Annotated in this window: 22 protein-coding genes; 17 read left to right on the top strand and 5 right to left on the bottom strand. The window is 39.3% G+C overall.

Going from position 1 to position 25,710, the window contains the following annotated elements; translation table 11 throughout:
- Window positions 1-92: 92 nt before the first annotated feature.
- Window positions 93-1,784 carry a M3 family oligoendopeptidase gene (locus tag CR194_RS00450; RefSeq protein ID WP_110607683.1) on the top strand — a complete coding sequence of 564 codons (1,692 nt, stop codon included), beginning with the start codon at window positions 93-95 and terminating at the stop codon, window positions 1,782-1,784.
- Window positions 1,785-1,856: 72 nt separating this feature from the next.
- Here the strand turns inward: CR194_RS00450 and CR194_RS00445 are convergent, their stop codons facing one another.
- Entirely contained in the window at window positions 1,857-2,840 is a 984-nt protein-coding gene (locus tag CR194_RS00445; protein WP_110607682.1) for an aldo/keto reductase, read from the bottom strand.
- A 225-nt stretch (window positions 2,841-3,065) separates the two neighbouring features.
- The gene (locus CR194_RS00440) at window positions 3,066-3,368 is read right to left on the bottom strand and encodes a hypothetical protein (RefSeq protein ID WP_110607681.1); all 303 of its coding nucleotides are present in this window, start codon (window positions 3,366-3,368) and stop codon (window positions 3,066-3,068) included.
- Window positions 3,369-3,934: 566 nt separating this feature from the next.
- On the opposite strand from CR194_RS00440, the gene CR194_RS00435 reads away from it, so the two are divergent.
- The 3 genes from CR194_RS00435 to pgeF all read left to right on the top strand — a co-directional run bounded on the left by CR194_RS00435 (window position 3,935) and on the right by pgeF (window position 6,414).
- Complete coding sequence (locus tag CR194_RS00435) at window positions 3,935-5,197, top strand: MFS transporter (RefSeq protein WP_110607680.1); 1,263 nt, start codon at window positions 3,935-3,937, stop codon at window positions 5,195-5,197.
- An 88-nt stretch (window positions 5,198-5,285) separates the two neighbouring features.
- Window positions 5,286-5,474 carry a hypothetical protein gene (locus CR194_RS00430; RefSeq protein WP_110607679.1) on the top strand — a complete coding sequence of 63 codons (189 nt, stop codon included), beginning with the start codon at window positions 5,286-5,288 and terminating at the stop codon, window positions 5,472-5,474.
- A 109-nt stretch (window positions 5,475-5,583) separates the two neighbouring features.
- Window positions 5,584-6,414 (top strand): peptidoglycan editing factor PgeF, encoded by an 831-nt coding sequence (gene pgeF / locus CR194_RS00425; protein ID WP_110607678.1) that lies wholly within the window; start codon window positions 5,584-5,586, stop codon window positions 6,412-6,414.
- 61 nt (window positions 6,415-6,475) lie between these two features.
- Here pgeF and CR194_RS00420 read toward each other — a convergent pair whose 3' ends face one another.
- The 3 genes from CR194_RS00420 to CR194_RS00410 form a co-directional block, all read right to left on the bottom strand.
- Complete coding sequence (locus tag CR194_RS00420; protein ID WP_110607677.1) at window positions 6,476-7,903, bottom strand: dihydrolipoyl dehydrogenase family protein; 1,428 nt, start codon at window positions 7,901-7,903, stop codon at window positions 6,476-6,478.
- Window positions 7,904-7,952: 49 nt separating this feature from the next.
- A complete protein-coding gene (locus tag CR194_RS00415; RefSeq protein ID WP_233254181.1) occupies window positions 7,953-8,606 on the bottom strand; it encodes a TVP38/TMEM64 family protein in 654 nt (217 codons plus the stop codon).
- A gap of 202 nt (window positions 8,607-8,808) precedes the next feature.
- Window positions 8,809-10,230, bottom strand: a complete 1,422-nt coding sequence (locus CR194_RS00410; RefSeq protein WP_110607676.1) for a SpoVR family protein — start codon at window positions 10,228-10,230, stop codon at window positions 8,809-8,811.
- Window positions 10,231-10,770: 540 nt separating this feature from the next.
- On the opposite strand from CR194_RS00410, the gene ilvE reads away from it, so the two are divergent.
- The 13 genes from ilvE to CR194_RS00345 all read left to right on the top strand — a co-directional run bounded on the left by ilvE (window position 10,771) and on the right by CR194_RS00345 (window position 25,640).
- Window positions 10,771-11,682 carry a branched-chain-amino-acid transaminase gene (ilvE, locus tag CR194_RS00405; RefSeq protein WP_110607675.1) on the top strand — a complete coding sequence of 304 codons (912 nt, stop codon included), beginning with the start codon at window positions 10,771-10,773 and terminating at the stop codon, window positions 11,680-11,682.
- A 442-nt stretch (window positions 11,683-12,124) separates the two neighbouring features.
- On the top strand, window positions 12,125-13,843 hold the full coding sequence (gene ilvB, locus CR194_RS00400; protein ID WP_110607674.1) for a biosynthetic-type acetolactate synthase large subunit: 1,719 nt from the start codon (window positions 12,125-12,127) through the stop codon (window positions 13,841-13,843).
- Window positions 13,840-14,361, top strand: a complete 522-nt coding sequence (ilvN, locus tag CR194_RS00395; protein WP_110607673.1) for an acetolactate synthase small subunit — start codon at window positions 13,840-13,842, stop codon at window positions 14,359-14,361. Before ilvB ends, ilvN begins: the two co-directional genes overlap by 4 nt.
- A gap of 50 nt (window positions 14,362-14,411) precedes the next feature.
- Window positions 14,412-15,440 (top strand): ketol-acid reductoisomerase, encoded by a 1,029-nt coding sequence (ilvC, locus tag CR194_RS00390; RefSeq protein ID WP_110607672.1) that lies wholly within the window; start codon window positions 14,412-14,414, stop codon window positions 15,438-15,440.
- Window positions 15,427-16,980 carry a 2-isopropylmalate synthase gene (locus CR194_RS00385; protein ID WP_110607671.1) on the top strand — a complete coding sequence of 518 codons (1,554 nt, stop codon included), beginning with the start codon at window positions 15,427-15,429 and terminating at the stop codon, window positions 16,978-16,980. The genes ilvC and CR194_RS00385 overlap by 14 nt, the downstream gene beginning before the upstream one ends.
- Before the next feature lie 11 nt (window positions 16,981-16,991).
- Window positions 16,992-18,098, top strand: a complete 1,107-nt coding sequence (gene leuB, locus CR194_RS00380; RefSeq protein ID WP_110607670.1) for a 3-isopropylmalate dehydrogenase — start codon at window positions 16,992-16,994, stop codon at window positions 18,096-18,098.
- A gap of 47 nt (window positions 18,099-18,145) precedes the next feature.
- Entirely contained in the window at window positions 18,146-19,561 is a 1,416-nt protein-coding gene (leuC, locus tag CR194_RS00375) for a 3-isopropylmalate dehydratase large subunit (RefSeq protein ID WP_110607669.1), read from the top strand.
- Between the two features lie 26 nt (window positions 19,562-19,587).
- Complete coding sequence (gene leuD, locus CR194_RS00370; protein ID WP_110607668.1) at window positions 19,588-20,172, top strand: 3-isopropylmalate dehydratase small subunit; 585 nt, start codon at window positions 19,588-19,590, stop codon at window positions 20,170-20,172.
- 216 nt (window positions 20,173-20,388) lie between these two features.
- Window positions 20,389-21,933, top strand: coding sequence for a peptide chain release factor 3 (locus CR194_RS00365; protein WP_110607667.1), 1,545 nt, complete (start codon window positions 20,389-20,391; stop codon window positions 21,931-21,933).
- A gap of 569 nt (window positions 21,934-22,502) precedes the next feature.
- Window positions 22,503-23,195, top strand: a complete 693-nt coding sequence (locus CR194_RS00360) for a DUF1538 domain-containing protein (RefSeq protein WP_110607666.1) — start codon at window positions 22,503-22,505, stop codon at window positions 23,193-23,195.
- On the top strand, window positions 23,192-23,923 hold the full coding sequence (locus tag CR194_RS00355) for a DUF1538 domain-containing protein (protein WP_110607665.1): 732 nt from the start codon (window positions 23,192-23,194) through the stop codon (window positions 23,921-23,923). The genes CR194_RS00360 and CR194_RS00355 overlap by 4 nt, the downstream gene beginning before the upstream one ends.
- The gene (locus tag CR194_RS00350) at window positions 23,920-24,630 is read left to right on the top strand and encodes a P-II family nitrogen regulator (RefSeq protein WP_110607664.1); all 711 of its coding nucleotides are present in this window, start codon (window positions 23,920-23,922) and stop codon (window positions 24,628-24,630) included. Before CR194_RS00355 ends, CR194_RS00350 begins: the two co-directional genes overlap by 4 nt.
- 110 nt (window positions 24,631-24,740) lie before the next feature.
- Window positions 24,741-25,640 carry a DMT family transporter gene (locus CR194_RS00345; RefSeq protein WP_110607663.1) on the top strand — a complete coding sequence of 300 codons (900 nt, stop codon included), beginning with the start codon at window positions 24,741-24,743 and terminating at the stop codon, window positions 25,638-25,640.
- The last annotated feature ends 70 nt before the right edge of the window (window positions 25,641-25,710 follow it).

Below are 25,710 nucleotides of genomic sequence, written 5' to 3'. Positions count from 1 at the left end.
TCTCGGCTATGCACATACCCATTATTGTTCGACGTTTTTATAAGATTGTATTATGATTATAGAAGACTTGTACGAATCCAAGGAGGATGACAATGACAACATTCTATGAAGAAAAATTAGATTTCCAAAACCCTTCATCTATTGAAGAAGCTTTTAAAAGTTTACTTAATGAAGAACTCACGTCTGTTACTCAACTTGAAGACTGGTTAAAGCGTGAATCTGAATTATTTGATGCAATTGAAGAAGGTTTGACAGGACATTACATAGACTTCCAATGTCAGAGCGATTCACTATCTGCGAAACAAGCTTTTGAACATGATCAGCAAGTGATTGAACCTTTGGTGAAGCGATACGAAGCTCTATTAGATGAAAAATTTCTAGCTACACCTATGAAAGACTCCTTAGACTATAATTATTACGAACGATTTATCATAAGCAAAATAAATTCAAAAGAATTATTTCGAGATGAAAATATCAAGCTTGAAATAGAAGAAGATCGACTGTCTACAAATTATTTTGAACATACAGGTAGCCTTACAGTAGATTGGAATGGAGAAGAAAAAACATTAAGTGAAATTTCATCGTATATGCAAGATTCTGAGCGAGACACGAGAAAAAAAGCGATGCAACTTTCTGCGGAAGCTTTCTTATCAAAAGAAACCGAGTTACAGGAAATTATGGATGAACTCATTCAACTTCGCCAAAAGAAAGCCCGTAACGCCAATTTAGAGAACTATCGCGATTACATGTTCAAAAAATATGAACGATTCGACTATACTCCTGAAGATTGCAAACGGTTAGCTGAGTCGATTCGTAAGCATGTTACCCCGTTAAAAGAGAAAATTCAACAAGAGCATCAAAAAGAGTTGGGTGTAAAATCGTACCGACCTTGGGATACGAAAGGTGTCGCAAAAGGCTTAAAACCATTAAAGCCTTTTAGTGAAAGAGATCAGCTAGTGGAACGGTCAGCGACCATCTTTTCCAGTCTCGATCACCGTTTTGAGGAGTTACTGACAACAATGGATCAACGTGCAATGCTCGATTTAACGACTCGAAAGGGAAAAGCTCCTGGGGGATTCTGTGCGCCATTACCTGTTTCAGGACTGTCGTTTATCTTTATGAATGCGTCCAAAACACACGACGACATGATTACATTGCTTCATGAGATGGGGCATTGTATCCATAATGATTTCAAAAAAGATATTCCCCTAAGTAAATATCGTGATACACCGATGGAATCTTCTGAACTTGCGAGCATGTCAATGGAGTTGCTAACGATGGACCAATGGGATGTCTTCTATGAAACTAAAGAAGATCTCATTCGAGCGAAACAGGATCAATTGAAAGGCATCATTGAATTTTTACCTATGGGCATGGTTGTCGACCAGTTTCAACATTGGATGTACGAAAATCCTAACCATACAGCTGAAGAGCGCAATAAAAAATTCAGTGAGTTGCAACAACAATTAAATTCTTCTGTGGTTGATTGGAGTGAATATGAGAAGTGGTCAGAAACTTCTTGGTTACGTATTCTTCATATTTTTGAAGTACCATTTTATTTTATTGAATACGTGATTGCACAACTTGGTGCAGTTCAAATGTATAAGCACTACCGTGAAAACTCCGAGAAAGCTCTATCAAACTATAAAAAAGCTCTTTCTCTAGGTGCTTCGAAATCTTTAACAGAAGTGTATGAAGCTGCGGGGATTAAATTTGATTTCTCTGAGGGAATGATCAAAGACCTGATGACGTTTGTGGAGAAAGAACTTGACGCGTTAAAATAAACGTTGAATTGAAAGAATAAAATAAAAATCCGGTTCCTTGCTTTCAGTTAGCAAGAGGAACCGGATTTTTAATTAATACGCTCCACGAATATGGTCATGGACTTCCTCATCATAAAAAGCCTTTAAACAATTCAGTTCTTTTTGACTGAACTTCTTTACTTCAATAGCTTTAAGATTATCTTTGATTTGTTTTACATTTCTAAATCCAGGAATAACAGAAGAAATAGCATCATGCTGGAGTATCCACTTCAATGCCCCCTGAGACATTTTTCCTCTTCCCTCTGCAATCCAAGAAACTTCATTACTTAATTCAACACCCTTTTCAAATGGAAGACCCCCAAAAGTTTCACCGACATTGAACTGCTGTCCGTCACTGTTAAACTTTCGGTGATCATCATCTTCAAATGTATGAGTTTTTGCAAATTTACCTGTTAATAATCCACTTGCTAACGGGACTCTTGCCAAAATCCCAACGCCTCTATCAATCGCCGCCGGAAAAAGTTCAGCTTCAGGCTTTTGCCGAAACAAATTAAAAATGACCTGAAGCGCTCGGACATTTTCATTCTCCATACTTAGCAGTCCTTCTTCAACGGTTTCTACGCTTACACCATAATAGCGGATCTTTCCTTCTGCTTGCATCTTATCCAACACTTCAAAAACTTTCCCATCTTTTAATATTTCAATAGGGGGACAATGAATTTGGTATAAGTCTAGTCTTTCACGGTTCAACCTGCGTAGGGTAGACTCCAGGTATTCTCTCACTGATTCTTCAGAGTAGGTATTTGGGTCGTGAATATCTCCTGCTCTGCAAAACTTACTAGCAAGATAGATATCGTCTTCTTTACCTTTTGTCGCTTTTGCTAGTAATTCCTCACTATGACCATCACCATAAACATCTGCAGTATCAAAAAAATTCACTCCATGATCTATTGCATGTTCTAAACCTGCCAGAGCGTCTTTGTCGTTCGTTTTTCCCCACGAACCCCCAATAGCCCATGTGCCAAAACTCACTTCACTGATTTTCAGATCGGTATTACCTAGTCTTCGGTAATTCATGAGAACCTCCCTTTTGCTCTTGTTATGATTAACTATAATTGATAGTTGCCCATCCTTTCAAATGATTTACTTTGATTGAGTAAACCACAAGTTCTTCTAGGCATAAACATGGTCTATTACATTCCTTGTTCCAGCAGCAATCCAGGGTGATTACAACTTGTCTTATCATACTCTCGATCTCTTTTGATCAAATCGCCTCATCCTAAATTTGGGCTTTTAACACGCCTACTCTTTTTCTTGAAGAATCTTTTGTTCCAACTCTTTGAATGCGTCAATAAATTCACAAGGGTCTGACTTTACCATGTAAGAGAAAACTCCCTGGCTTGTATGAACAAATAAGAGGCCTTCTCCACTACTCATTTCTCTAAATGACATATCGAAAACTTTATCTGATGGAAATTCCCGATATTTAGTCTTTAATTTATCTTTATATAAATAAAGAGTTCGCTCGTATTCAATATCTTTTTGCTCGATACTGTTAACTTCCCGCTGTACTTTGAAATAAGTCTGCGTTGCCAAGGGTTTCATGAGCAATCTCCCTTCTTCTATTTAGAAATGATCAATACATACTATACGAACAACAATTGTATACGTTTCAGCACATTAAATCCATCCATTTTTTTCTGCAAAAATTATCGAAAGTTTTTCGGAAAACCTCTTCACACACTTCGTTATATGGTTTAAAATTGCGATATAATTAGATAAACAACGTTATACACCATCTAATTAGATGATAAACAACTATATGAGCTCTATTTTCATTATAACGCTTTTTTAGACCTATTTATCCTTACAAGGAGGAGTTAACCATGAAAAAAACAATGTTCGGACTCAGTCTCGTATTTCTTTTTGCAATCATCGGCCATTATATCGCATAATTAGTTTCATTTATGATATTCACTTTTTAGCACTCCTTTAAACGAGTGCTTTTTTTGATTTTATGTAGCAATGATCTAGTTGTCTTTAATGAAAGTCCAATGCTATCAAAAAATAAGCGTACGTAATAAATGTCCACATAAATTTTTCTTACGGAAATCGAAATATCTGTTAAAATAAACTTTAGAGAATTCTATACATACTGAAAGGATCTAACAATGACTAACAAAAATGATAATCATGCTAAGCCATCAATTTTCTACGGTTGGTATATCGTATTAATTGGTGCTATGAGCTTATTCTTCTCCGGTCCTGGTCAAACCTATTCCAATGCTGTATTTATCGATTATTATATTTTAGACTTTAATTGGGAACGATCCCTTGTTTCTGGAATCTATTCAGCTGCCACACTCGCTGCAGGATTTTTACTTTACCTTGTGGGATCTAGTATTGACCGGTTTGGTCAAAGAAAAGTTTCTCTCACAGTAAGTATTCTATTAGCCATTGCTTGTTTCTGGAATAGTATCGTTATGAATCCATTTATGCTTTTCGTAGGTTTCTTTCTCATTCGTTTGCTCGGTCAAGGTTCAATGACCCTCGTACCTAATACACTTATTCCTCAGTGGTTCATTGAAAAACGGGGACGAGCCTTTAGTTTAATGATGATTGGCGGGTTTATTAGCTCCACTCTCTTTCCACCTTTTAACGCATGGCTTATATCTAATTTTGGATGGGAGAATGCTTGGCGAGTATTAGGACTAATCATTCTTGTATTTTTTGTTCCTATCGTCTATTTCTTCATGAAAAACAAACCTGAAGATATGGGGCTTTTACCAGACAATAAGAAACACCAAGATCTAGAAGATGATGAGCACTCTTCTAAATTACCTAAAGATATCTCTTGGACACTAAAAGAGGCCATGGGAACACGTCAGTTTTGGCTATTACTACTTTGTGTTGGTATTCCTTCTATGATTAACACCGGTTTGACTTTCCATCTCGTTTCAATCTTAAGTGGGAGCGGGTTGAGCATTGGTGCCGCTGCCTTTATTTTAAGTTTAATGGCTATGGTCGGGTTTCCTGTCACATTGCTAGCAGGCTTCCTCCTTGAGAAAGTAAAAGTCCATTATATGTTTGCCTTCGTATTTTTAGGACAATTTGTATTTATCATGACACTGTACTTTACTGATTCATTTATGTGGGCTATCGCCTTTGGATTAATTTGGGGTTTTGTTGGTGGTTTAGAAAGGATTGTCATTTCAATGGTTTTTCCTGATTACTTTGGCCGACGCCACATAGGGAGCATTAAAGGTGTTGCTACGACGATAACTGTAGCCGGTTCAGCGTTTGGCCCTTTGCCATTTGGAATTGCTTATGATTTATTTGGAGGGTATCAAGAAATATTGCTATTCATGATGCTTTTCCCTGCGCTAGGTATTACCGCAAGCCTTTTGTCTCCTAAACCAATAAAGCAACAATAATTCTCTGAATCCTGTTTCAAGAACTTTTGCTGAAAAATTGGTATAATGAAACTTACTGAAACAATCTAGCGAAAGGCTGTGAAACAACATGGATATTTTCACGGTACCCGATCCGTCTGACAGCGGGATGGGCTACGCCTATATTATTATGATTTTTGTTTTCCTCGCTGCATCATTTACTGTCTATAAGCTGAAAAAATCAAATAAACAAGTCAAACAAAAAGAAACACCGAAAGCATACGAAATGTATGATCCAAACGATAACAAAAGATCCTAACGTGAAAGGGCCTCAATAAAAGAGGCTCTTTTTTCGACAATCTTTTCTATAACTGTCATAGTTTAAATGTATACGATCTATTAGAATATTTATAATGGAGGGACGACCGATGCAAGAACCATTTATTAAAGAAACCACTTCTACTTTATTACTTAATAACTGGGCAGATCAGACGAATCGACTAGTGGCTGGATTCACAACAAAAAATGGCGGTACGAGCCAAGCCCCTTATCAAACAAATAACTTAGGTCTGCATGTAAAGGATGATCCAAGAAAAGTCGTAACGAACCGTATGAGTCTTGCAAATCACTTAGGTTTTCCTACTACTAACTGGGCTTGCGCTGACCAAGTTCACGCAGATCAAATTGTAAAAATCTCAAAACCACTGGCAGGTTCAGGAGCTGTAGACTATCAAGATAGCATTAAAGGGACGGACGGACTCTATACACAAGAGAAAGATCTATTACTAGCTTTGTGTTATGCCGATTGTGTCCCAGTTTATTTTTTTGCACCAGACCACCAAATGATTGGCGTAGCCCATGCAGGGTGGAAAGGAACGGTGAAAAACATTTCTGGTAAAATGATCGAACTGTGGGATTTGATGGAAAATATTCCTCCTAAAGATATTCATGCTGCTATCGGTCCTTCTATTGATTCTTGCTGTTATGTCGTGGATGATCATGTAATTAATGAGGTCAATGACGTGCTAAAATCTATCTCTTCTGACTACGCCCCATACAAAGAAATAAGTGAAGGTCAGTATCAACTGGATTTAAAAATGTTAAACAAACTACTTCTCCTACATGCTGGAGTTGAAGAAAAAAATATTCTTGTGTCAAATTATTGTACTAGTTGCCAAGATGACTTGTTCTTTTCTCACCGAAGAGATGAAGGAAAAACGGGCAGAATGCTTAGTTTTATCGGAATGAAAAAGGAATAGCAAAAAAACAAGAGTGCCGCTGCTCTTGTTTTTTGTTTATTCATATTTAATGTTGACTCTTTTATCTGAAAATCGAAACGTATTTATTCATTAGAGTGGAGAGTTTACTACCGAATAACCTCTCTCTCCAATATAAATCACCAGCATGTTTAACTATCTCTCCACGAGATGGATATGGATAGACACTGTTGGATATTTTCTTTACTGAATCACCATTGGTCTTCATATATACGAGTTGCTGCATCCAATCACCGGCAGAATTACCGACACCGTGTGCTCCTAGAATGATCCCTTTATTGTCAGTAATGATTTTGATAAGGGAACTTTTATCATTTTCTGCAATCATTCGATCAACACTTTTACTATCCATACGGTACACCTTGTAATCTTCATTATGTTGGTAGCGAACTTCTTCTTCCGTCATACCTAAATGAAATATTTCCGGATCGGTATAAAACGCCCAAGGAACATGATCATAAGACACTTTTCGCCGCAAACCAAAGACAGCATTAGCTACAACTACCTTGCCTTCATGTCCCGCCCCATGAGTAAAAGGAAATTGTCCATTCACATCGCCTACTGCATAGATATGAGGTTGAGAAGTTTGAAGCGTCTCTTTGACTATAATCGCTCCTTTATCGTCTACTTTTACTTCGGCTTTGTCCAATCGAAGCTTGTCCGTATTAGGCTTCCTGCCTGAAGCGAAGAACAGAGCGTCTGCTACTACTTCTTGACTATGATTTCCTTTCAATGTTACGAAAGTCTTATTATCTCTCTTCGTCACCTTTTCAACAGTGGTAGAAGGAAAAAAAGTGATTTCTTTCTCAATCTGTTTTCTTACCACTTCTGCAATGTCTTCATCTTCTTTTTGGAGAAGTCGATCTCCAGAGTCCACTACAATCACCTCAGCTCCTAAACGACTTAAAGCTTGGGATAACTCTAGTCCAACTGGGCCTCCTCCAATCATGACAATTCGCTTCGGTAATTCATCCATGCTAAAAACCGTTTCATTGGTAAGTTGAGTAATCTGTTCCGCCCCTTCTACAGGAGGAACAATAGGACTTGATCCTGTTGCAATTACAATTCTTTTCCCTTTTATCGTCGTACCTGATGATAGTTTGATGGAATGTTCATCTTGGAATGTTGCACTGGCAAATATGACATCCACCCCTAAATCTCGAAATCGTTGGGCTCCATCATGATCTTGAATAGTTCCTACCGCCTGCTCGACTCGCCGCTTTGCGTCTTGCCATTTAAGTGTACCTGACACAGATAGACCAAACGCTTGTGCCGATTGATGAAGGTGATAAACTTCTTTAGCGACAGCTATCAACGATTTAGAAGGCACACATCCAAAGTGAAGACAGTCTCCACCTAACTCGTTTCTCTTCTCAACCAAAGCTACTTTTGCTCCGAATTGTGCGGCCCCTGCTGCAACGGTCAATCCTCCTGAACCCCCGCCAATAACAATAACATCATATGTTTTCAATTATTTTCCTCCTTTGATAAATCAATTTCATCTTTTGTTTATTTAACTCTCACTTCTCAATCTTCTTGTTTAGTCTTTTTCTAAATAGAAAAGGTACGGTACTAACAAGAATAAATATGGAAACAGCGGTAAGAATTAAAAAAGCATCCCCCTCAACAAAGCTCGCTCCCAAAAAGCTATAAGCAAATGAACCCGGGATCATTCCAACTACTGTACCTACCATAAAGTGACGAAACTTTACTTTAGATATGCCTGATAAATAACTGATCATATCAAAATTAAATAGTGGTATAAGCCTAAGCGTCAACACATAGAAAAAACCGTTTTCTTCTAACTGACTTTGAATTTTTTCTCCCTTGCCTGTCCACTTTTTAGCGGCAATATTTTTGCCTAGCTTTCTTGCAACCCAAAAAGAAAGAATCGCTCCACTAGATGCCCCTACCACAATCGCTACGGTTCCGAGAATTGGACCGAACAACAAGCCTCCTGCCAGTGACAAAATAGACGCTGGAAAAAGTACTAATGGACGAATCGTATAAATGAGCACATAAATGAGCGGAGCGAGCCAGCCAAATGGAAGAATCGCTTCTCGTATATCTTCCGGAGTTAGCTGAACATACTGTATATTTATCCATAAAAGAAAACCAACAATAAAAAGAACAATCGCTCCTTTCATAAGTGTCTTCTTTCCGATTTTATCCAATGAAAATCATCCTCTCATATTAAGTATCAAGTTTAGCGTAAAGGAAGACGAAGATCACGTGATACCAACTCTTCTTCATAGTAATCTTAGCTTATAACATCTTAAGTAAAAGTAATGCTACTTACGAAGAACAAAAACGTATACATCATTTCAACCATTTTAAAGAGCGCCTAGTCTATGCTAGACGCTCTCAATTTTCGATTTAAACATATCTTTTATTAATTTTTCTTCCGTCGTAACAAAACACAATCTTTCTATCTGCAAGCATCGTTTCCATATGAACGGGCCTTCCCCATAATTGATGCAAGTATGGCAATGTTTTCTCTAAGTATGATGTGTCTAATTCGACATCTTCATACTCATGCGTAATATAAAGCTCTCCTGCTTTTAAATAGTCGCCATTTTTCACTCTTAAAAATGGAAATCCTCCATTGACTCGACTAATAATAATTTGATCCCGAACATTCTCCCATTCTTTATCAATGATCTTGTAATCACGGCCATGTTTTTGGAACAAGTACATATCTTCTTTTAAGATCAATTCTTTCGTTAAATAGTTTCTTATAAATGAAATATCTGATTCTATCTCACGAACTTCGAAGATTTTTTCCCTTCCACTGTTTGCTTTGATTCCCTGCTGGTTCTTCATCTCATCGGTCGGATGGTCGTAGCGTGCTTCAATATCTTCAAAAATCTTTAACCCTAAATAATAAGGGTTTATTTGTGTTTTTGAAGGTTGAACCACTCCTGCATTTAATTTAGCAAACTCTATGGCCTCCCCTGACGTCAAATCCATCTCTCGAATAATTTTCTGATGCCAGTAACTAGCCCATCCCTCATTCATAATCTTCGTTTCTAACTGTGGCCAGAAATAGAGCATCTCTTCACGCATCATGGTCAAAATGTCTCGTTGCCAATCTTCGAGCTCTTTACTGTACTGTTCAATAAATAGCAGTAAATCTTTCTCAGGCTCAGGAGGAAATATTTTTTTCTTTTTTCCAGGCAACGTTTCTTTCTTCTTGTTGCCATCTAATCCCCATAGATCATCATAAGGACTTGATTTCGTTTCATTCTCTTCTTCCTCATCTATCCAAACATCATTCATAGACCAGCTTAATTTAGGTCGTTGAAGACTTGGGTCAATATGCTCCTGAATAGCAAGAACTGCATCAAGGAACTTTTCCACTTCCCTCCTGCCATGGACCATTTCATAATGATTAATTCTTTCTGCCGTTGCCGTCATACTTTCTACCATATCTCGTCTAGTATTAGAGAAACGAGCATTATTTTTGAAAAAATCGCAGTGTGCTAACACGTGAGCAATAATTAACTTATTCTGAATTAACGAATTCGTATCTAACAAAAAGGCATAACATGGATTTGAATTAATAACTAATTCATAAATCTTGCTTAATCCTAGATCATATTGCAGCTTCATCTTATGAAATTGCTTTCCAAAACTCCAGTGGTTAAAACGTGTGGGCATACCATAAGCTCCAAAAGTATAAATAATATCTGCGGGACAGACTTCATAGCGCATAGGGTAAAAGTCCAAGCCGAATCCTTCTGCAATCTCCGTAATTTCTTTTATAGCATATGATAATTTTTGGTCTTCAGAGTTCATGTCATTTCCTCCTTGTACTCTCTCTTACTTCAATTTATGAGTGGACCTAGAAAATGATGAACAAGGATTTATGATGAGTTGCTTGATCACCCTTATGTAGAACATAAATAGCGCGCATTAATTAATAAAGTTGAAGATATCTTTTTCCTCAGAATCAAAATGAAAACTCGTCCCCACGATATATGTAAACGCTTTAAAAAAATTTACAATTTATCAGAAAATTTAATTTATTCCCTTTCACTATGCCCATGTAAGCGTTTTCTTATTATCGGATTGTTTTGAAATGTTAGAATTTTTAACAAATAGATGTTGACCTTCCCTGTTTAAGGCTGTATTATTGGCGTCAATATCATATTTGTTAGTTATTAAATTAATTTTTCAGTCAATTGAATAAATTGACTACTTAAGAGCCTCTAATCATTGTTGTTTAGAGAAAGAAGACGCTCTCCAAACTAAATGAAAATGACGTGAGGTTATTGTTTGATCTAAGCATTTTAATACAATACAGCGTCTAAACTTCAAAGAAAGGAGTGGATCGGTATGAGCAGCCAGTGGATTTTTCTGGGAGGCGAATTCGTTAAGAAAGAAGATGCCGTCGTTTCTGTTTATGATCATGGTTTTTTATATGGTGACGGGGTGTTTGAAGGAATTCGCGTTTACAGTGGTAATGTCTTTAAATTAGAAGAACACTTGAATCGTCTCTATGAATCCGCACAGTCTATTATGTTACACATCCCATACGACAAGGAGGAAATGGAACGAATTATTGTGGACACTGTACGTAAGAATAAACTGGACACTGCTTATATTCGAGTTGTTGTCTCCCGAGGACCCGGTAACTTAGGATTAGATCCAACATTCTGTTCCCAACCTAAAGTTATTGTTATTGCAGAGACACTCGCTCTTTTCCCAAAGGAATTGTATCAAAGGGGGTTACGTTTAGGATCGGTCTCAACCAGACGTAATCGGCCGGATGTATTAAGTCCTCAAGTAAAGTCGCTGAATTATTTAAATAATATACTTGTAAAATTAGAAGCAAACCAAGCTGGTGTGGACGAAGCCCTGATGCTCAACGATCAAGGCTATGTCACAGAAGGTTCAGCAGATAATATCTTTATTGTAAAAAACAACACCATCTATACTCCACCGGTTTATTTAGGAGCTTTAGAAGGAATTACCCGCAATGCCATCATTGATTTAGCAAAGAAACATGGTTATACCATGAAGGAAACTCCTTTTACTAGACATGATGTGTATGTTGCAGATGAAGTATTCTTGACAGGAACTGCTGTAGAGGTCATTGCAGTTGTTGAAGTTGATGGTCGCAAAATTAATGGAGGGAACCCTGGTAAAGTTACATCACACCTGTTAACTGAATTTAGGAAAGTGGTTCGAACAGATGGAGTCGCTTGCTATGAGTCCTCTCCTACAACTAAAGCAATTGTCAGTTAATTTTTTGAAATTTAATAACAACTTCATATCACTAAAACGATGAAGGGAAAAAAGGTTTAAGGGTCTGTATTTACAGAGAGCCGGGGTTGCTGGAAGCCCGGAAATACAGCTTAATCCGACATCCTCCCTGAGTGTTATGCTGAAACGCTAAGGTTAGTAGGCATACACAGGTGTTGGTTAACACCTGTTATCAAAAAAGAAGCGTACTCTATTTATTTGAGGAAGCTTCACGAGGCAATATTCGTAAGAGTATTGTAAATCCGGGTGGTACCGTGAAAAGCAAAGGCCTTTTCTCCCCGCTGAACTTATCGAGCTACATTTTTTTCATGTGGCCACATATGTTCATGGGAAGAAACAGGTCTTTTTATTTTTCCACCAATCGTTGGTCGACGGAAAATCAATCGTTTATAGTAATGAACACCATTCTAGGAGGGATGAGAAGGTGAAACTTGAAACACAACAAACAAAGCCTGTTACAACAACAAAGACCGGAGCGGATGTTCTTGTACAATCACTGATAGAACAAAATGTTAAAACGATGTTCGGCTATCCTGGAGGTGCCGTACTCCCCATTTACGACGCGCTGTACAGATCAGACGGGGATTTCGATCATATCCTAACGCGTCACGAACAAGGAGCGATTCATGCAGCTGAAGGATACGCTCGTGTATCTGGAAAGCCTGGAGTTGTCATTGCAACCTCTGGTCCAGGTGCCACGAACCTTGTAACAGGAATTGCCGATGCGATGATGGATTCCCTACCTCTTGTCATTATTACAGGACAAGTGGCAACGGCCGTAACTGGTACAGATGCTTTTCAAGAAGCTGACGTCATGGGAATTACCACACCGATTACTAAACACAATTATCAAATACAATCAAGCTATGAAATTCCGAAAATCATTAAAGAGGCTTTCCATATAGCTTCTACAGGTCGACCTGGACCAGTCGTGGTTGATATTCCGAAAGATATCTCAGCAAATCCATGTTTGGAAACTGATGAGTCTGATTTCTATTTACCAGGATATCAGCCAACCATTAAACCGAATCCATTGCAAATTAAAAAGTTAACAGAAGCTTTGAGAAAATCTCAGAAACCATTAATTTTAACAGGAGCTGGTGTCCTTCATGGCAAGGCATCTGAAACACTTTTATCTATAGCAGAGGAATATCAAATCCCTGTCACATCCACGTTACTAGGGCTTGGAGCCTTTCCTGGTGATCACGAACTATTCCTTGGAATGGCAGGAATGCACGGGACGTATACGTCGAATATCGCTATTACTGAATGTGATTTACTAATAAACGTTGGAGCTAGGTTTGATGATCGACTAACAGGAAATCTTCAGCATTTTGCACCAAATGCAACGGTCGCTCATATTGACATCGATCCTGCTGAAATTGGTAAAAATGTGCCTACTCATATTCCCATTGTATCTGATTCGAACGCAGCCCTTAAAGAACTTGCCAAACAACTGACGACAGGGCCAGATCATGGAGAGTGGATGAACAAACTTAATGAAAATAAAAGAAACTTTCCATATTGGTACAACAATCCACCTACGGAAATGATTCCGCAGTGGCTCATAAAATCCATTCACGATATTACTAATGGAAGAGCAATAGTGACTACAGATGTGGGTCAACACCAAATGTGGGCTGCCCAGTACTATCCTTTTTCCAAGCCAGACAAATGGGTGACATCTGGTGGATTGGGAACTATGGGCTTTGGTTTCCCAGCAGCGATTGGCGCTCAATTAGCTAAACCTGAAGAACCAGTTATAGCCGTTGTTGGTGACGGAGGATTTCAAATGACTCTGCAAGAATTATCAGTTCTTCAAGAACGAGGCCTCCCGGTTAAAATTGTCATCGTAAATAATGGCGCACTTGGAATGGTTAGACAATGGCAAGAAGCTTTCTATGACAAACGCTACTCTGAATCGATTATAGGTGTTCAACCTGATTTTGTGAAACTTGCAGAGAGCTATAGTATTCGCGGGATAAAAGTCGAAACGCAACAAGAGTTTCTTGATATCATGCCTGAGGTGATGGCTTATGATGGTCCAGTCCTGATGGATTGCCGCGTGCTTCAGCAGGAGAACGTTTATCCGATGGTCGCTCCCGGAAAGGGAATTGACGACATGGTAGGGGTGAAACCATGAAAAGAATAATTACAGCAGTCGTTCAAAATAGAAGTGGTGTATTAAACCGTGTCACAGGGTTGATGCATAAGCGACAGTTTAACATTGAGAGCATTTCAGTCGGTCGCACGGAAACAGAAGGTATTTCGAAAATGACCTTTGTCGTGGATGTGGCAGACCACCAGAAGCTTGAACAATTAACGAAACAATTAAACAAACAAATTGATGTATTAAAAGTGACTGACTTATCCGATAAAGCCATCGTAGCTAGAGAGCTAGCTTTAATCAAAGTGGTGAGTAATGCCCAACTAAGAAATGAAATTCAAGGGATTATCGAGCCATTCAGAGCTTCAATTATTGACGTAAGTAAAGATAGCCTTTCCGTTCAAGTAACGGGTAAGCCGGATAAAATTGAAGCATTAATTGACCTATTGCGTCCCTATGGAATTAAAGACATTGCAAGAACAGGACTCACTGCCTTTTCCAGAGGCCATCAACCGCAAGTCGCTGAGCTTACCTCTTATTCATTATTAAAATAATGATTTAAGTCAATAAAAACTAAAACTAAAATTCGAAAGGATGTATTCAAATGACAAAAGTACTTTACAATCACAATATTCAAGACGAGGTATTAAAAACTAAGAAAATCGCCGTGATCGGATATGGTTCACAAGGTCATGCACATGCTCTAAACCTGAAAGAAAGCGGATTTGACGTCGTCGTCGGCCTTAGAAAAGGAAAATCCTGGGATAAGGCAGTAGAAGATGGTGTTCAAGTAGAATCGGTTGCTGATGCAACCAAACAGGCGGATGTTGTTATGGTTCTTCTTCCAGATGAGCTACAACCTAAAATTTATGAAGAGAGCATTAAACCGAACCTTGAAGCTGGAAATGCTTTAGCTTTTGCTCATGGATTTAATATTCACTTCAGTCAAGTTGTTCCTCCTGAAGATGTTGATGTCTTCTTGGTTGCTCCAAAAGGACCTGGTCACCTCGTTCGCAGAACGTTCGAGGACGGCGCAGGGGTTCCAGCTCTATACGGCATCTATCAAGACCCTACAGGTCAAGCTGTAGACATTGCTCTTGCCTATGCAAAAGGTGTCGGTGCAGGACGTGCCGGTATTCTTGAAACTTCTTTCCAAGAAGAGACAGAAACGGATCTATTTGGTGAGCAAGCCGTCCTTTGTGGAGGCATCACAAGCTTGATCAAAGCTGGGTTTGAAACTCTTACAGAAGCTGGTTATCAGCCGGAAGTTGCCTATTTCGAATGTTTACACGAAACTAAATTAATTGTTGACCTTCTTTATGAAGGAGGACTTGCGGGTATGCGCTACTCTATCTCAGACACTGCACAATGGGGAGATTTTGTATCAGGACCACGTGTTGTTGATGCAGATACAAAAGCACGTATGAAAGATATTCTAACTGATATTCAAACAGGAAAGTTTGCTAAAGAATGGATCTTAGAGAATCAAGCAAATCGTCCTCAGTTTAATGCAATTAATGCGAAAGAAAACCAACATCAAATTGAGAAGGTTGGTGCAGAACTTCGTGAGTTGATGCCATTTGTTAAACAGCATCAAAAGAAAAAGGATGTGGTCTCTCATGGCTCGCGTTAACGTCTTTGACACCACCCTTCGAGACGGTGAACAGTCCCCAGGCGTAAACTTAAATCAATTAGAAAAGTTAGAAATCGCAAAACAACTGGAACGTTTTGGCGTCGATGTGATGGAAGCAGGCTTCCCTGCTTCCTCACAAGGCGACTTTGAAGGTGTTAGAGAAATCGCTCGTAAAGTTCGTGGTGTGTCAGTTACCGGACTAGCCAGAGCCAAGAAATCAGACATTGATGTAGCGTGGGAAGCTTTGAAAGAAGGAGCTGATCCTAGACTTCATATCTTCTTAGCCACTTCCCCCATTCACATGACATACAAATTAAAGAAAACTCCTGAAGAAGTCATTCAAACCGCAGTTGAAATGGTTCGTTACGCTAGAGAAAAATTCCCTAAAGTAGAATGGTCTGCCGAAGATGCCTCAAGATCCGACCCGGATTTCCTAGTGAAAATCATTGAAAAAGTCATTGATGCAGGTGCAACTGTCATAAATCTGCCGGACACTGTTGGATACACAACTCCCGCCGAATATGGTCAGCTATTCAAGTACATTAGCGAAAATGTAAGCAACATCGATAAGGCTATTTTATCAGCTCACTGCCACGACGATTTAGGCATGGCAGTAGCCAATTCCATTGCAGCCATTGAAAACGGGGCAACACAGATTGAAGGCACCATAAATGGCATCGGAGAACGAGCAGGAAATGCGGCTCTCGAAGAACTTGCCGTCGCTTTAAATATTCGGAAAGATTTTTATCCTTATGAAACCAATCTCGTATTGAAAGAAATTAAACGGACCAGCGATCTAGTTAGTAACTTAACTGGGATGGCAGTCCCAAGAAATAAAGCTGTAGTAGGTCAGAATGCCTTTGCCCATGAATCAGGCATTCACCAGGATGGCGTCTTAAAAAATGCTTCAACGTATGAAATTATTACACCTGAATTAGTTGGTGTTCAATCCAACAGCCTCGTTATGGGGAAACATTCAGGAAAACATGCATTTAAAGACAAAGTAAAGCAATTAGGTTATGAACTTTCTGAAGAGAAATTACTAGAAGCTTTCACCGCTTTTAAACAATTAACTGATCGCAAAAAAGAAGTTACAGATGAAGACTTATTCACGATTTTGATGGAAATTCAAACAGATTCGGATGACGTAAAGAAATACGTATTAAAAGCCTTTCAAGTTCAATACGGTTCGTCCAATCTTCCAACAGCAACCGTCGCTCTTATCGCCCCGGATGGAACGAAGTTAGAAACGGCCTCAACAGGTCAAGGAAGTGTTGAAGCTCTTTATAATACACTCGACTCCATGATTAAAGAAAAAATTCATTTGTCCGATTTTCAATTAAGTTCGATTGGACGGGGGCGTGACGCATTGGCTCAAGCAAATGTCGAGATGACCGTTAACGGAGTTTTTGTCAGTGGACGGGGATCATCACAGGATGTTCTTGAAGCATCAGCGAAAGCCTTTTTAAACGCCGTGAACCGTGCATTCTATCATAGAGAACCCGTGAAAGATAAAGTAATTCATGCTCAATCGAATTAAGGAGGCTTAAGATGAAGAAGAACATTGTACTATTACCAGGAGATGGAATTGGTCAAGAGGTCATTCAGTCAGCCAAACAAGTGTTAGAAGCTCTTTCAGAAGAGTATCAACATACTTTCACCTATGAAACCCATTCAATTGGAGGATCGGCCATTGATGAACATGGTACTCCCCTACCAGAAGAAACAATAAGTGCCTGTCATAAAGCAGATGCGGTATTACTAGGGGCTGTCGGTGGACCTAAATGGGATCAAAACCCTTCCCATCTCCGTCCTGAAAAAGGATTGCTAGGCATTCGAAAGTCCCTTGGATTGTTCGCTAACTTACGCCCAGTCCAAGGTTTCGATAACTTACTTCATGCGTCCCCTTTAAAGGAGGAAGTCGTGAAAGATAGTGATTTGCTCATCGTTCGTGAACTCACGGGAGGATTATATTTCGGGACTCCAAGTGAACGAAGCGAAGACGGTGAATCCGTTGTAGACACTCTCGCTTATGAACGCTCTGAAATCGAACGCATTGTCGAGAAAGCTTTTCAAGCAGCCAACATCCGTCGCAAGCACCTTACTTCAGTAGATAAAGCAAATGTACTCGAGTCTAGTAAATTATGGCGTGAAGTCGTTGAAGAGAAAAAAGCCGATTATCCTGAAGTAACCGTTGAACATATGCTCGTTGATGCCACCGCAATGAAGCTTATTACAAACCCTACCTATTTCGATGTGATAGTCACAGAAAATATGTTTGGCGACATTTTAAGTGATGAAGCTTCTGTTTTAACTGGTTCACTTGGCATGCTCCCTTCAGCAAGTGTGAGAGAAGACAGTTTCGGGTTATACGAACCCGTCCATGGCTCAGCTCCTGACATCGCAGGGAAAGGTGTGGCTAACCCTCTAGCTATGATTCTATCAGCAGCATTGTTGCTTCGTCACTCCTTCCACTTGGAAAGCGAAGCCTGTTTAATAGAGTCAGCTGTTCAACATGTTCTTGACGAAGGCTATCACACAGCAGACCTAAATATAAAAGACGGACAACAAGTAGGCACAGAAAAAATGACGAACCTGGTCATTGACTATATCAAGTCAAATAGTGCTACCAACAGTATAATGAGTTGCTACGCATAAACTTTTAGCACAATCCATTATCGAAAGTGAATCAAGGAGTGAAAAGCATGGGAAAGCCAAAAACAATTATTGAAAAGATTTGGGATCGACACGTGGTCCACCAAGAACCAAACAAACCAGATTTAATTTATATTGATTTACAACTGGTCCATGAGGTCACTTCTCCACAAGCTTTTGAAGGACTTCGCATGAAAGGACGCAGTGTACGAAGGCCAGACCGGACGTTTGCCACGATGGATCATAACGTCCCCACAATTGCCAGGCATATTATTAATGACCCTGTTTCTAAGAAGCAGATGGAAACTTTGAAAGAAAATTGTAAAGAATTCAATGTTCCTTTAGCAGATATTGATCACCCGGATCAAGGAATCGTCCACGTTATTGGTCCTGAATTAGGATTGACTCAACCTGGAAAGACAATTGTTTGCGGCGATAGTCATACATCAACCCATGGCGCTTTCGGAGCTCTCGCTTTTGGCATCGGTACGAGTGAAGTAGAACACGTCTTAGCAACACAAACATTATGGCAAGCTCCTCCAAAGACAATGAACGTGCAAGTAACGGGTAAATTAAGCCCCGCCGTTACCGCAAAAGATTTAATTCTAGCGATTATTGCGAAGTTCGGTGTTCGTTTCGGCACTGGTTACGTCATTGAATATACTGGCGAGGCCATTCGTAATCTATCCATGGAAGAACGTATGACTGTTTGTAATATGTCTATCGAGGCTGGAGCTCGCGCAGGGTTAATCAGTCCTGATCAGACCACCTTTGATTACTTGGAAAACCGTAGGCACGTCCCTAAAGGAGAAGCCTTCGATAAAGTAGTAAAAGATTGGTCTTCCCTTGCAACAGATGATGGAGCTCATTACGACGCTACAGTAGAAATTGACGCTGATGAAGTGGAACCACAAGTCACTTGGGGCACAAACCCAAGCATGTGTATTCCCGTAAGCGGTCAGATTCCAGCACCAGAATCCGCTAAATCAGAGGCTGCAAAAGAAGAGATTGAGAGAGCGTTGGAATACATGGGTCTTGAAGCAAATCAACCTATCTCTTCTGTAAACATTGACCACGTCTTTATTGGCTCTTGCACGAACTCAAGAATCAGCGATTTAAGACGAGCAGCCAAAGTAGTTGAAGGAAAAACTGTACATTCAGCCGTTCATGCTATGGTTGTCCCTGGCTCTCAAACAGTGAAACTGGCTGCTGAAGCTGAGGGGCTTGATAAAATATTTACAGCTGCAGGGTTTGAATGGCGAGAAGCTGGGTGTAGCATGTGTCTTGCTATGAATGACGATATTGTGCCACCTGGCGAGCGGTGCGCCTCTACATCTAACCGTAACTTTGAAGGACGACAAGGAAATGGTGCTAGAACACATCTAGTTAGCCCTGAAATGGCCGCAGCTGCTGCCGTTGAAGGACGTTTTGTTGATGTGAGAAACTATTTAGCAACACCTGTATAAACATCTAGTCAAAGGAGAGAGAAGTAATGGAGCCGATCCGCAAACATTCCGGTCTTGTGTACCCAATTAATCGATCCAACATCGATACGGACCAAATCATTCCAAAGCAATTCCTAAAGCGAATTGAACGGCAAGGCTTTGGACAATTTTTATTTTACAACTGGCGCTTTGACAATGAAGGAAATAAACGTAAAGATTTTTCATTAAATGACGCTAAATATGATGGAGCATCCATTCTTGTAGCTGGCGAAAACTTTGGCTGCGGTTCTTCTAGAGAACATGCTCCGTGGGCTCTTCAAGATTTTGGGTTCAAAGTCATTATCGCATCAAGTTTTGCGGATATTTTTTATAATAATTGTGTTAAAAATGGGATCTTACCCGTTCAATTGTCTGAACAGCAAACAAAAGAATTAGTTGAAAAATCAGAAGGTAAATCTTATACACTCTCTGTCGATTTAGAAAAACAAATCGTATTTGACAGTGAAGGATTCAAAGCTGACTTTGAACTAAAAAACTACTTGAGAGAAATGCTGTTAAACGGATGGGATGAAATTGCTGTTACATTAACCCATGAAGATAGAATTGACGCATATGAAAAAGCAAATGCCTAATTTTTTCAATTTAATTAAATAACAACCAGCGCTTTATTGAAAAGCGTTGGTTTTTTCATGTTTTTTATACTTTCTATAAAAGAAAATACTCATCTACTTGGATTTTATCTTACAAAGGGTGCTTCTTGTATCATTTTTGTTTATAATAGAATATTGGAACCTATCATTTCATGCCAATGCGTTTAATTTATTTTTTATATAGAAAGGGTTATGTATATGCCTAATGAAACACCGAGACGAACGTTTGCAATTATATCCCACCCCGATGCAGGTAAGACGACACTTACAGAAAAAGTTCTCCTTCTAGGCGGAGGAATTCGCAGCGCCGGAACAGTAAAAGGGAAAAAATCAGGGAAATACGCTACTTCTGACTGGATGGAAATTGAGAAACAGCGTGGAATCTCTGTAACATCCAGTGTCATGCAGTTACTCTACAAGGATATTCAAATTAATATCCTCGACACTCCTGGTCACCAAGACTTCAGTGAAGATACTTACCGGACACTAACAGCAGTCGACACCGCTGTCATGGTCATTGATAGTGTAAAGGGTATTGAAGCTCAGACACTGAAGCTGTTTAAAGTATGTCGAATGCGTGGAATACCAATTTTAACTTTCATTAACAAATTAGACCGCGAAGGAAAAGAACCTTTAGACCTTCTTTCTGAAATTGAAGAAACATTAGAGATGGATACTTTCCCGATGAACTGGCCTATTGGCACAGGTAAACGATTAAAAGGAATTTACAGTATTCCAGATGATACGGTTGAATTTTATAATGAATCTCACGAACGAGAAATCCTCCCTTACAAAGAAGTAACGAAGCTAGAAGATTACGAACAAGAAGCATTAGAAGAAGAAATAATGCTTCTTGAAGAGGCGGGAAATGACTTCACCATGGAGAAGGTTCTTAATGGAACCCTTACTCCTGTATTTTTCGGTAGCGCGTTGTCAAACTTCGGAGTTCAGTCCTTTCTTGATCAATTCGTTAAGTTAGCAGCAGAACCCCAAGCAAGAAAAGCCTCTGGAGAATTAGTGCCACCAACGAGCCCTGACTTTTCAGGATTTATCTTTAAAATCCAAGCGAACATGAATCCAAATCATCGTGACAGAATTGCCTTCTTACGAGTTTGTTCCGGGTCTTTTGAAAGGGGTATGGAAGTGACCCTCTCACGATCCGGAAAAAAAATGAAGCTAAATCAATCTCACTCTTTCTTTGCCTCTGACAGAGAAACTGTGGAAAAAGCTTATCCTGGCGATATCGTCGGTTTATATGATTCAGGGAATTTCCAAGTGGGAGATACCATTGTAGGTGGAAACACACGAATTCAATACGAGGAGATGCCTCAGTTCCCTCCAGAGAAATTTGCGAAGGTGACCGCTAAAAATGCATTGAAGCATAAGCAGTATCATAAAGGCATTGAACAGCTCGTCCAAGAAGGAACAATCCAATTATACAAAACTCCTTATTTTGAGGATTACATTATTGGTGCAGTTGGTGAACTTCAGTTCCAAGTATTTGAGTATCGTATGAAAAATGAATACAAAGTGGATATTGAATTTAATCACATGACCCATGAACTCGCTCGATGGGTGACTAAAGGTAAAGTGACTGAAGATATGACTGACAGCAGAAAAATGCTTGTTAATGATCAACAAGGTCGATCCGTCCTATTATTTCAAAACGAATTCGCCCTTCGGTGGTTCCAGGACAAGCACCCTGATATGGAATTATCCACAGGTTGGGAGATATTAGAGTAAATATAAAATATTAGTCAAGCCTTGGAATGGATTTTTCTCATTCCGAGGCTTTTTCTGTGCTGTAATGTGGCAGAGCCAAAATCATCAAGCCGCAAGCTGCTACTGCAACCCCTCAAGTTAGCGACGTTGAGACGCCCCCTTCTCTGTTCGTCGCCAACCTCTCAAGTGAGGACGTCCCTTCTCATTCTAACAAATCATAAATTAATCAATAAAACAAAAAATCCGCACCTCTTATTTAAGGGCACGAATCAAACTACTTTCTTTTTAACATATTTTTTCTTTCCTTCTCCATTGCAATAGCGACAATAAACTTTGGTAGTCACAAACCAGATCTTCCTGTCTACACGCCCAGCTCCTCTGCACTGCTTACAAATGTACACAATGGCCATGTGATCACCACTCTCTTCAGCTATTAAGCATAAATTATAAGTTAATTATAATCTATATTATTTAAATATTCAAACAATTATTCTTTGTGCGTAAAATTAACTATTTTAGGGTAAAGGAATTATAGCAATGAATGTCCAAATCATATGTAAATCAATTATTAAACAGACAGGGGGAAGAAAATGAGAGATATTATTGATCAATTAAAAGAAGTTGTTATGGCCATTCTTCCTATGGCTGTATTAATAATCATTCTCCAATATACGGTGATTGGATTACCACCGGAAACATTTTTTCGATTTCTTGCAGGGGTTGTTATGGTTGGGCTCGGCTTATTTTTATTTTTAGTGGGAGTACATATTGGTTTGTTACCTATTGGGGAACTAATCGGTTCGAGCCTACCCAAAACGAAAAAGCCTTGGTTAATTATCGGAGTTGGATTTATATTAGGGGTCGTAGTGACCATCGCAGAACCGGATGTCCGCGTACTCGCTTCGCAAATCGATCAGGTTTCTGAAGGAGAGATATCAAATTTAATGCTCATTTATTCTGTAGCTATTGGCGTTGGCTTTTTTGTAGCTGTAGCTATGGTTCGAACGATTTTTAATATCCCATTAAAATATATATTAATGGTTGGATACGGTGCGGTATTTACATTAGCGATGTTTACACCGGAATCATACGTCCCTATCTCCTTTGATGCTGGAGGTGTGACAACAGGGCCTATGACAGTTCCATTTATACTCGCTCTTGGCGTTGGGGTTGCCTCTGTATTAAGAGGTAAATCTTCTACCAGTGACGGTTTTGGGCTAGTTGCCTTAGCATCTATCGGACCGATCTTATCTGTAATGGTGCTAGGGGTGATTTTTGGATGATAATGGCATTATTCGAAGGAATTGATCACGTTGTATTAGAAGTAACAATGGCTATTGTGCCTTTACTCATTTTCTTTTTAGTATTTCAGTTCATATTTCTAAAACTAGACAAGGAAAAAATTAAAAATATTATTGTCGGATTATTATTTACTTTTGCTGGACTCGTCTTGTTTTTACAAGGTGTCGAAGTTGGTTTCTTTCCAGCAGGCGAAGCTATCGGTGAATTACTTGGAGAAAGAGAGAACACAATGCTGCTTCTCCCTGCTTTAGGATTTTTGTTCGGGCTTGTCGCCACATTTGCTGAGCCTGCCATTCGCATATTAAATTACGAAGTTGAAAAGGTAACAGCAGGTTCCATCTCAAAGAATGTCATGCTAATTACATTATCCCTAGGTGTCGGAGTCTCCATTGCTTTATCGATGTTTCGAATTTTAGCAGGGATTCCACTTTGGTGGTTCATTGCGCCTGGCTATGGCCTCGTTATGATCTTAGTATTCATTTCTAAAGACAGGTTTATCTCTATTGCTTTCGATGCGGGAGGCGTTGCTACAGGTCCTATGACGGTTACATTTATCATGGCTATCGCTGTGGGTGTTGCTTCTGTCACAGAAGGAAGAGATCCGTTAATGGATGGTTTTGGTATGATTGCTCTAGTAGCCTTGACACCTATCCTCTCAGTGCTCATACTAGGATTGATTTATAAACAGAAGGAGCGGATGGAACAATGACTAAATTACGTAGAGACCATAAGCTCTTAGTCACCATTGTCAAAAAAGGAAAAGCAAAAAAAGTAATGAAAGCAGCTAAGCAAGCTGGGTCAGAGGGCGGAACTATTCTCTTTGGATCTGGCCGAGGTATACATGAGAAAAAGAAAGTCTTTGGTATTGATGCTCTGTACGAGAAAGAACTAGTGTTAAACCTTGTTCCAGAAGATATTATGCCCTCAATGTTAGAAGCAGTCATAGAGGAAGCGCAGCTGAACAGAGAAGGAAAAGGTATCGGATTTATCATTGACATAAAAAAAACGATCGGTATTGCTCATATGGATTACGAGGAAGAAGAAAAGGAGGAGCTTGAAGAAATGACTGATGATATCAAACACAAAGGCTTCGATTTGATCATGACCATCGTGAATAAGGGAGAAGCAGGTAAAGTCATTGATGCTTCCAACCGCGGTGGCGCTGAAGGTGGTACGGTGATAAATGGCCGTGGAAGCGGCATACATGAAAAAGCGAAACTGTTCTCTATTGCTATTGAACCTGAAAAAGACATCGTCTTAACTTTGATTAAAAAAGATCTTACTAAAGGGGTTCTTAAGGCGATCGAAGAGGACGTCAAAATTAACGAACCGGGTAGAGGAATCTCATTTGTGTTACCTGTAGAGCAAACAGTTGGCATTCATCACTTGATGCATGAAACCAAAAATGATCAATAATTAATTAGATATCTCTAAAGGAGCTCATTAAAATTGAGCTCCTTTTTCATCTGGTCCCCCTCTCTATTTTTCTATGTTATACTGGCTTAATTGGAAGGAGATCAACGCACATGCATCCATATATTTTATTAACGATGGCCATGCTTTTTTTCTCTGGTAACTTCATCGTTGGAAAATCGTTTGAAGGAACTATTCCTCCTTTTACATTAGCTTTTTTCCGTTTTGCTTCAGGCGCTCTCATTCTTTTACCATTATGTTATAAAACGTTGTATCAGCAGCGTCTACTCTGGAAAAAGGAATGGAAGCCCTTATTAGGTCTATCAATATCTGGAATCGTTCTATTTAATGCTAGCCTTTACTTAGCAGTCAACTACACTAGTTCCATCAATGCATCCATAGTTGATGCATTGACTCCAGCTGTGGCAGCTGTACTAGGATTTCTCATATTACGTGAATCTTTAACAAAAATTCAACTGTTCGGGATCGTTTTATCTTTCAGCGGAATTTTATGGATCATATCTAAAGGTTCTTGGCAGGTTTTCGCATCCTTGTCCTTTAATATTGGAGATATAATTATGCTATTTGGAATTATTTGCTGGGCTGTGTACTCCATTATTATTAAACGTCATAGTTTTAAGTTTCCTCCGATTGCGGGCCTTGTCGTAACGATGGTCATCGGAACAACGATACTAGTACCTGTAGCTATAATCGAAACCATCTATTTAGGAATTCCTCATCTATTCCAATGGAAGGTATTGCTTGGTATCGCTTACATTGGGATTTTCCCTTCAGCTATTTCCTTGCTGCTATGGTATCGAGGAGTCGGAGAAATTGGCCCTGCAAAAGCTTCTGTTTTTTTTAATCTAGTACCGATATTTACTACGATCATGGCCATCACTTTATTAGGTGAAACTTTTACATATCATCAGTTACTTGGTGGGGTTATCGTTATATTTGGGGTCTATTTATCAACTAAAGCACCAGTAAAAATAAAAGAAGTACCCTCATGATTGACTTGCCATGAGAGTACTTTATGCACGTCAATTATCGTAGAAAGAAGATCAGTTCTCAGCTGCAATA

This window comes from Salipaludibacillus keqinensis (genome assembly GCF_003226325.1).
GTDB classification, from domain to species: Bacteria; Bacillota; Bacilli; order Bacillales; family Salisediminibacteriaceae; genus Salipaludibacillus; species Salipaludibacillus keqinensis.
The sequence above is the reverse complement of the archived record's forward strand: the minus strand, read 5'-3'. Positions and strand labels throughout refer to the sequence as shown.

Bases quoted from the DNA above. Each gene is read 5' to 3' on its own strand.
- CR194_RS00450 (WP_110607683.1), top strand. From the start codon at position 93: ATGACAACATTCTATGAAGAAAAATTAGATTTCCAAAACCCTTCATCT.
- CR194_RS00445 (WP_110607682.1), bottom strand. From the start codon at position 2,840: ATGAATTACCGAAGACTAGGTAATACCGATCTGAAAATCAGTGAAGTG.
- CR194_RS00440 (WP_110607681.1), bottom strand. From the start codon at position 3,368: ATGAAACCCTTGGCAACGCAGACTTATTTCAAAGTACAGCGGGAAGTT.
- CR194_RS00435 (WP_110607680.1), top strand. From the start codon at position 3,935: ATGACTAACAAAAATGATAATCATGCTAAGCCATCAATTTTCTACGGT.
- CR194_RS00430 (WP_110607679.1), top strand. From the start codon at position 5,286: ATGGATATTTTCACGGTACCCGATCCGTCTGACAGCGGGATGGGCTAC.
- pgeF (WP_110607678.1), top strand. From the start codon at position 5,584: ATGCAAGAACCATTTATTAAAGAAACCACTTCTACTTTATTACTTAAT.
- CR194_RS00410 (WP_110607676.1), bottom strand. From the start codon at position 10,230: ATGAACTCTGAAGACCAAAAATTATCATATGCTATAAAAGAAATTACG.
- ilvE (WP_110607675.1), top strand. From the start codon at position 10,771: ATGAGCAGCCAGTGGATTTTTCTGGGAGGCGAATTCGTTAAGAAAGAA.
- ilvN (WP_110607673.1), top strand. From the start codon at position 13,840: ATGAAAAGAATAATTACAGCAGTCGTTCAAAATAGAAGTGGTGTATTA.
- ilvC (WP_110607672.1), top strand. From the start codon at position 14,412: ATGACAAAAGTACTTTACAATCACAATATTCAAGACGAGGTATTAAAA.
- CR194_RS00385 (WP_110607671.1), top strand. From the start codon at position 15,427: ATGGCTCGCGTTAACGTCTTTGACACCACCCTTCGAGACGGTGAACAG.
- leuB (WP_110607670.1), top strand. From the start codon at position 16,992: ATGAAGAAGAACATTGTACTATTACCAGGAGATGGAATTGGTCAAGAG.
- leuC (WP_110607669.1), top strand. From the start codon at position 18,146: ATGGGAAAGCCAAAAACAATTATTGAAAAGATTTGGGATCGACACGTG.
- leuD (WP_110607668.1), top strand. From the start codon at position 19,588: ATGGAGCCGATCCGCAAACATTCCGGTCTTGTGTACCCAATTAATCGA.
- CR194_RS00365 (WP_110607667.1), top strand. From the start codon at position 20,389: ATGCCTAATGAAACACCGAGACGAACGTTTGCAATTATATCCCACCCC.
- CR194_RS00360 (WP_110607666.1), top strand. From the start codon at position 22,503: ATGAGAGATATTATTGATCAATTAAAAGAAGTTGTTATGGCCATTCTT.
- CR194_RS00355 (WP_110607665.1), top strand. From the start codon at position 23,192: ATGATAATGGCATTATTCGAAGGAATTGATCACGTTGTATTAGAAGTA.
- CR194_RS00350 (WP_110607664.1), top strand. From the start codon at position 23,920: ATGACTAAATTACGTAGAGACCATAAGCTCTTAGTCACCATTGTCAAA.
- CR194_RS00345 (WP_110607663.1), top strand. From the start codon at position 24,741: ATGCATCCATATATTTTATTAACGATGGCCATGCTTTTTTTCTCTGGT.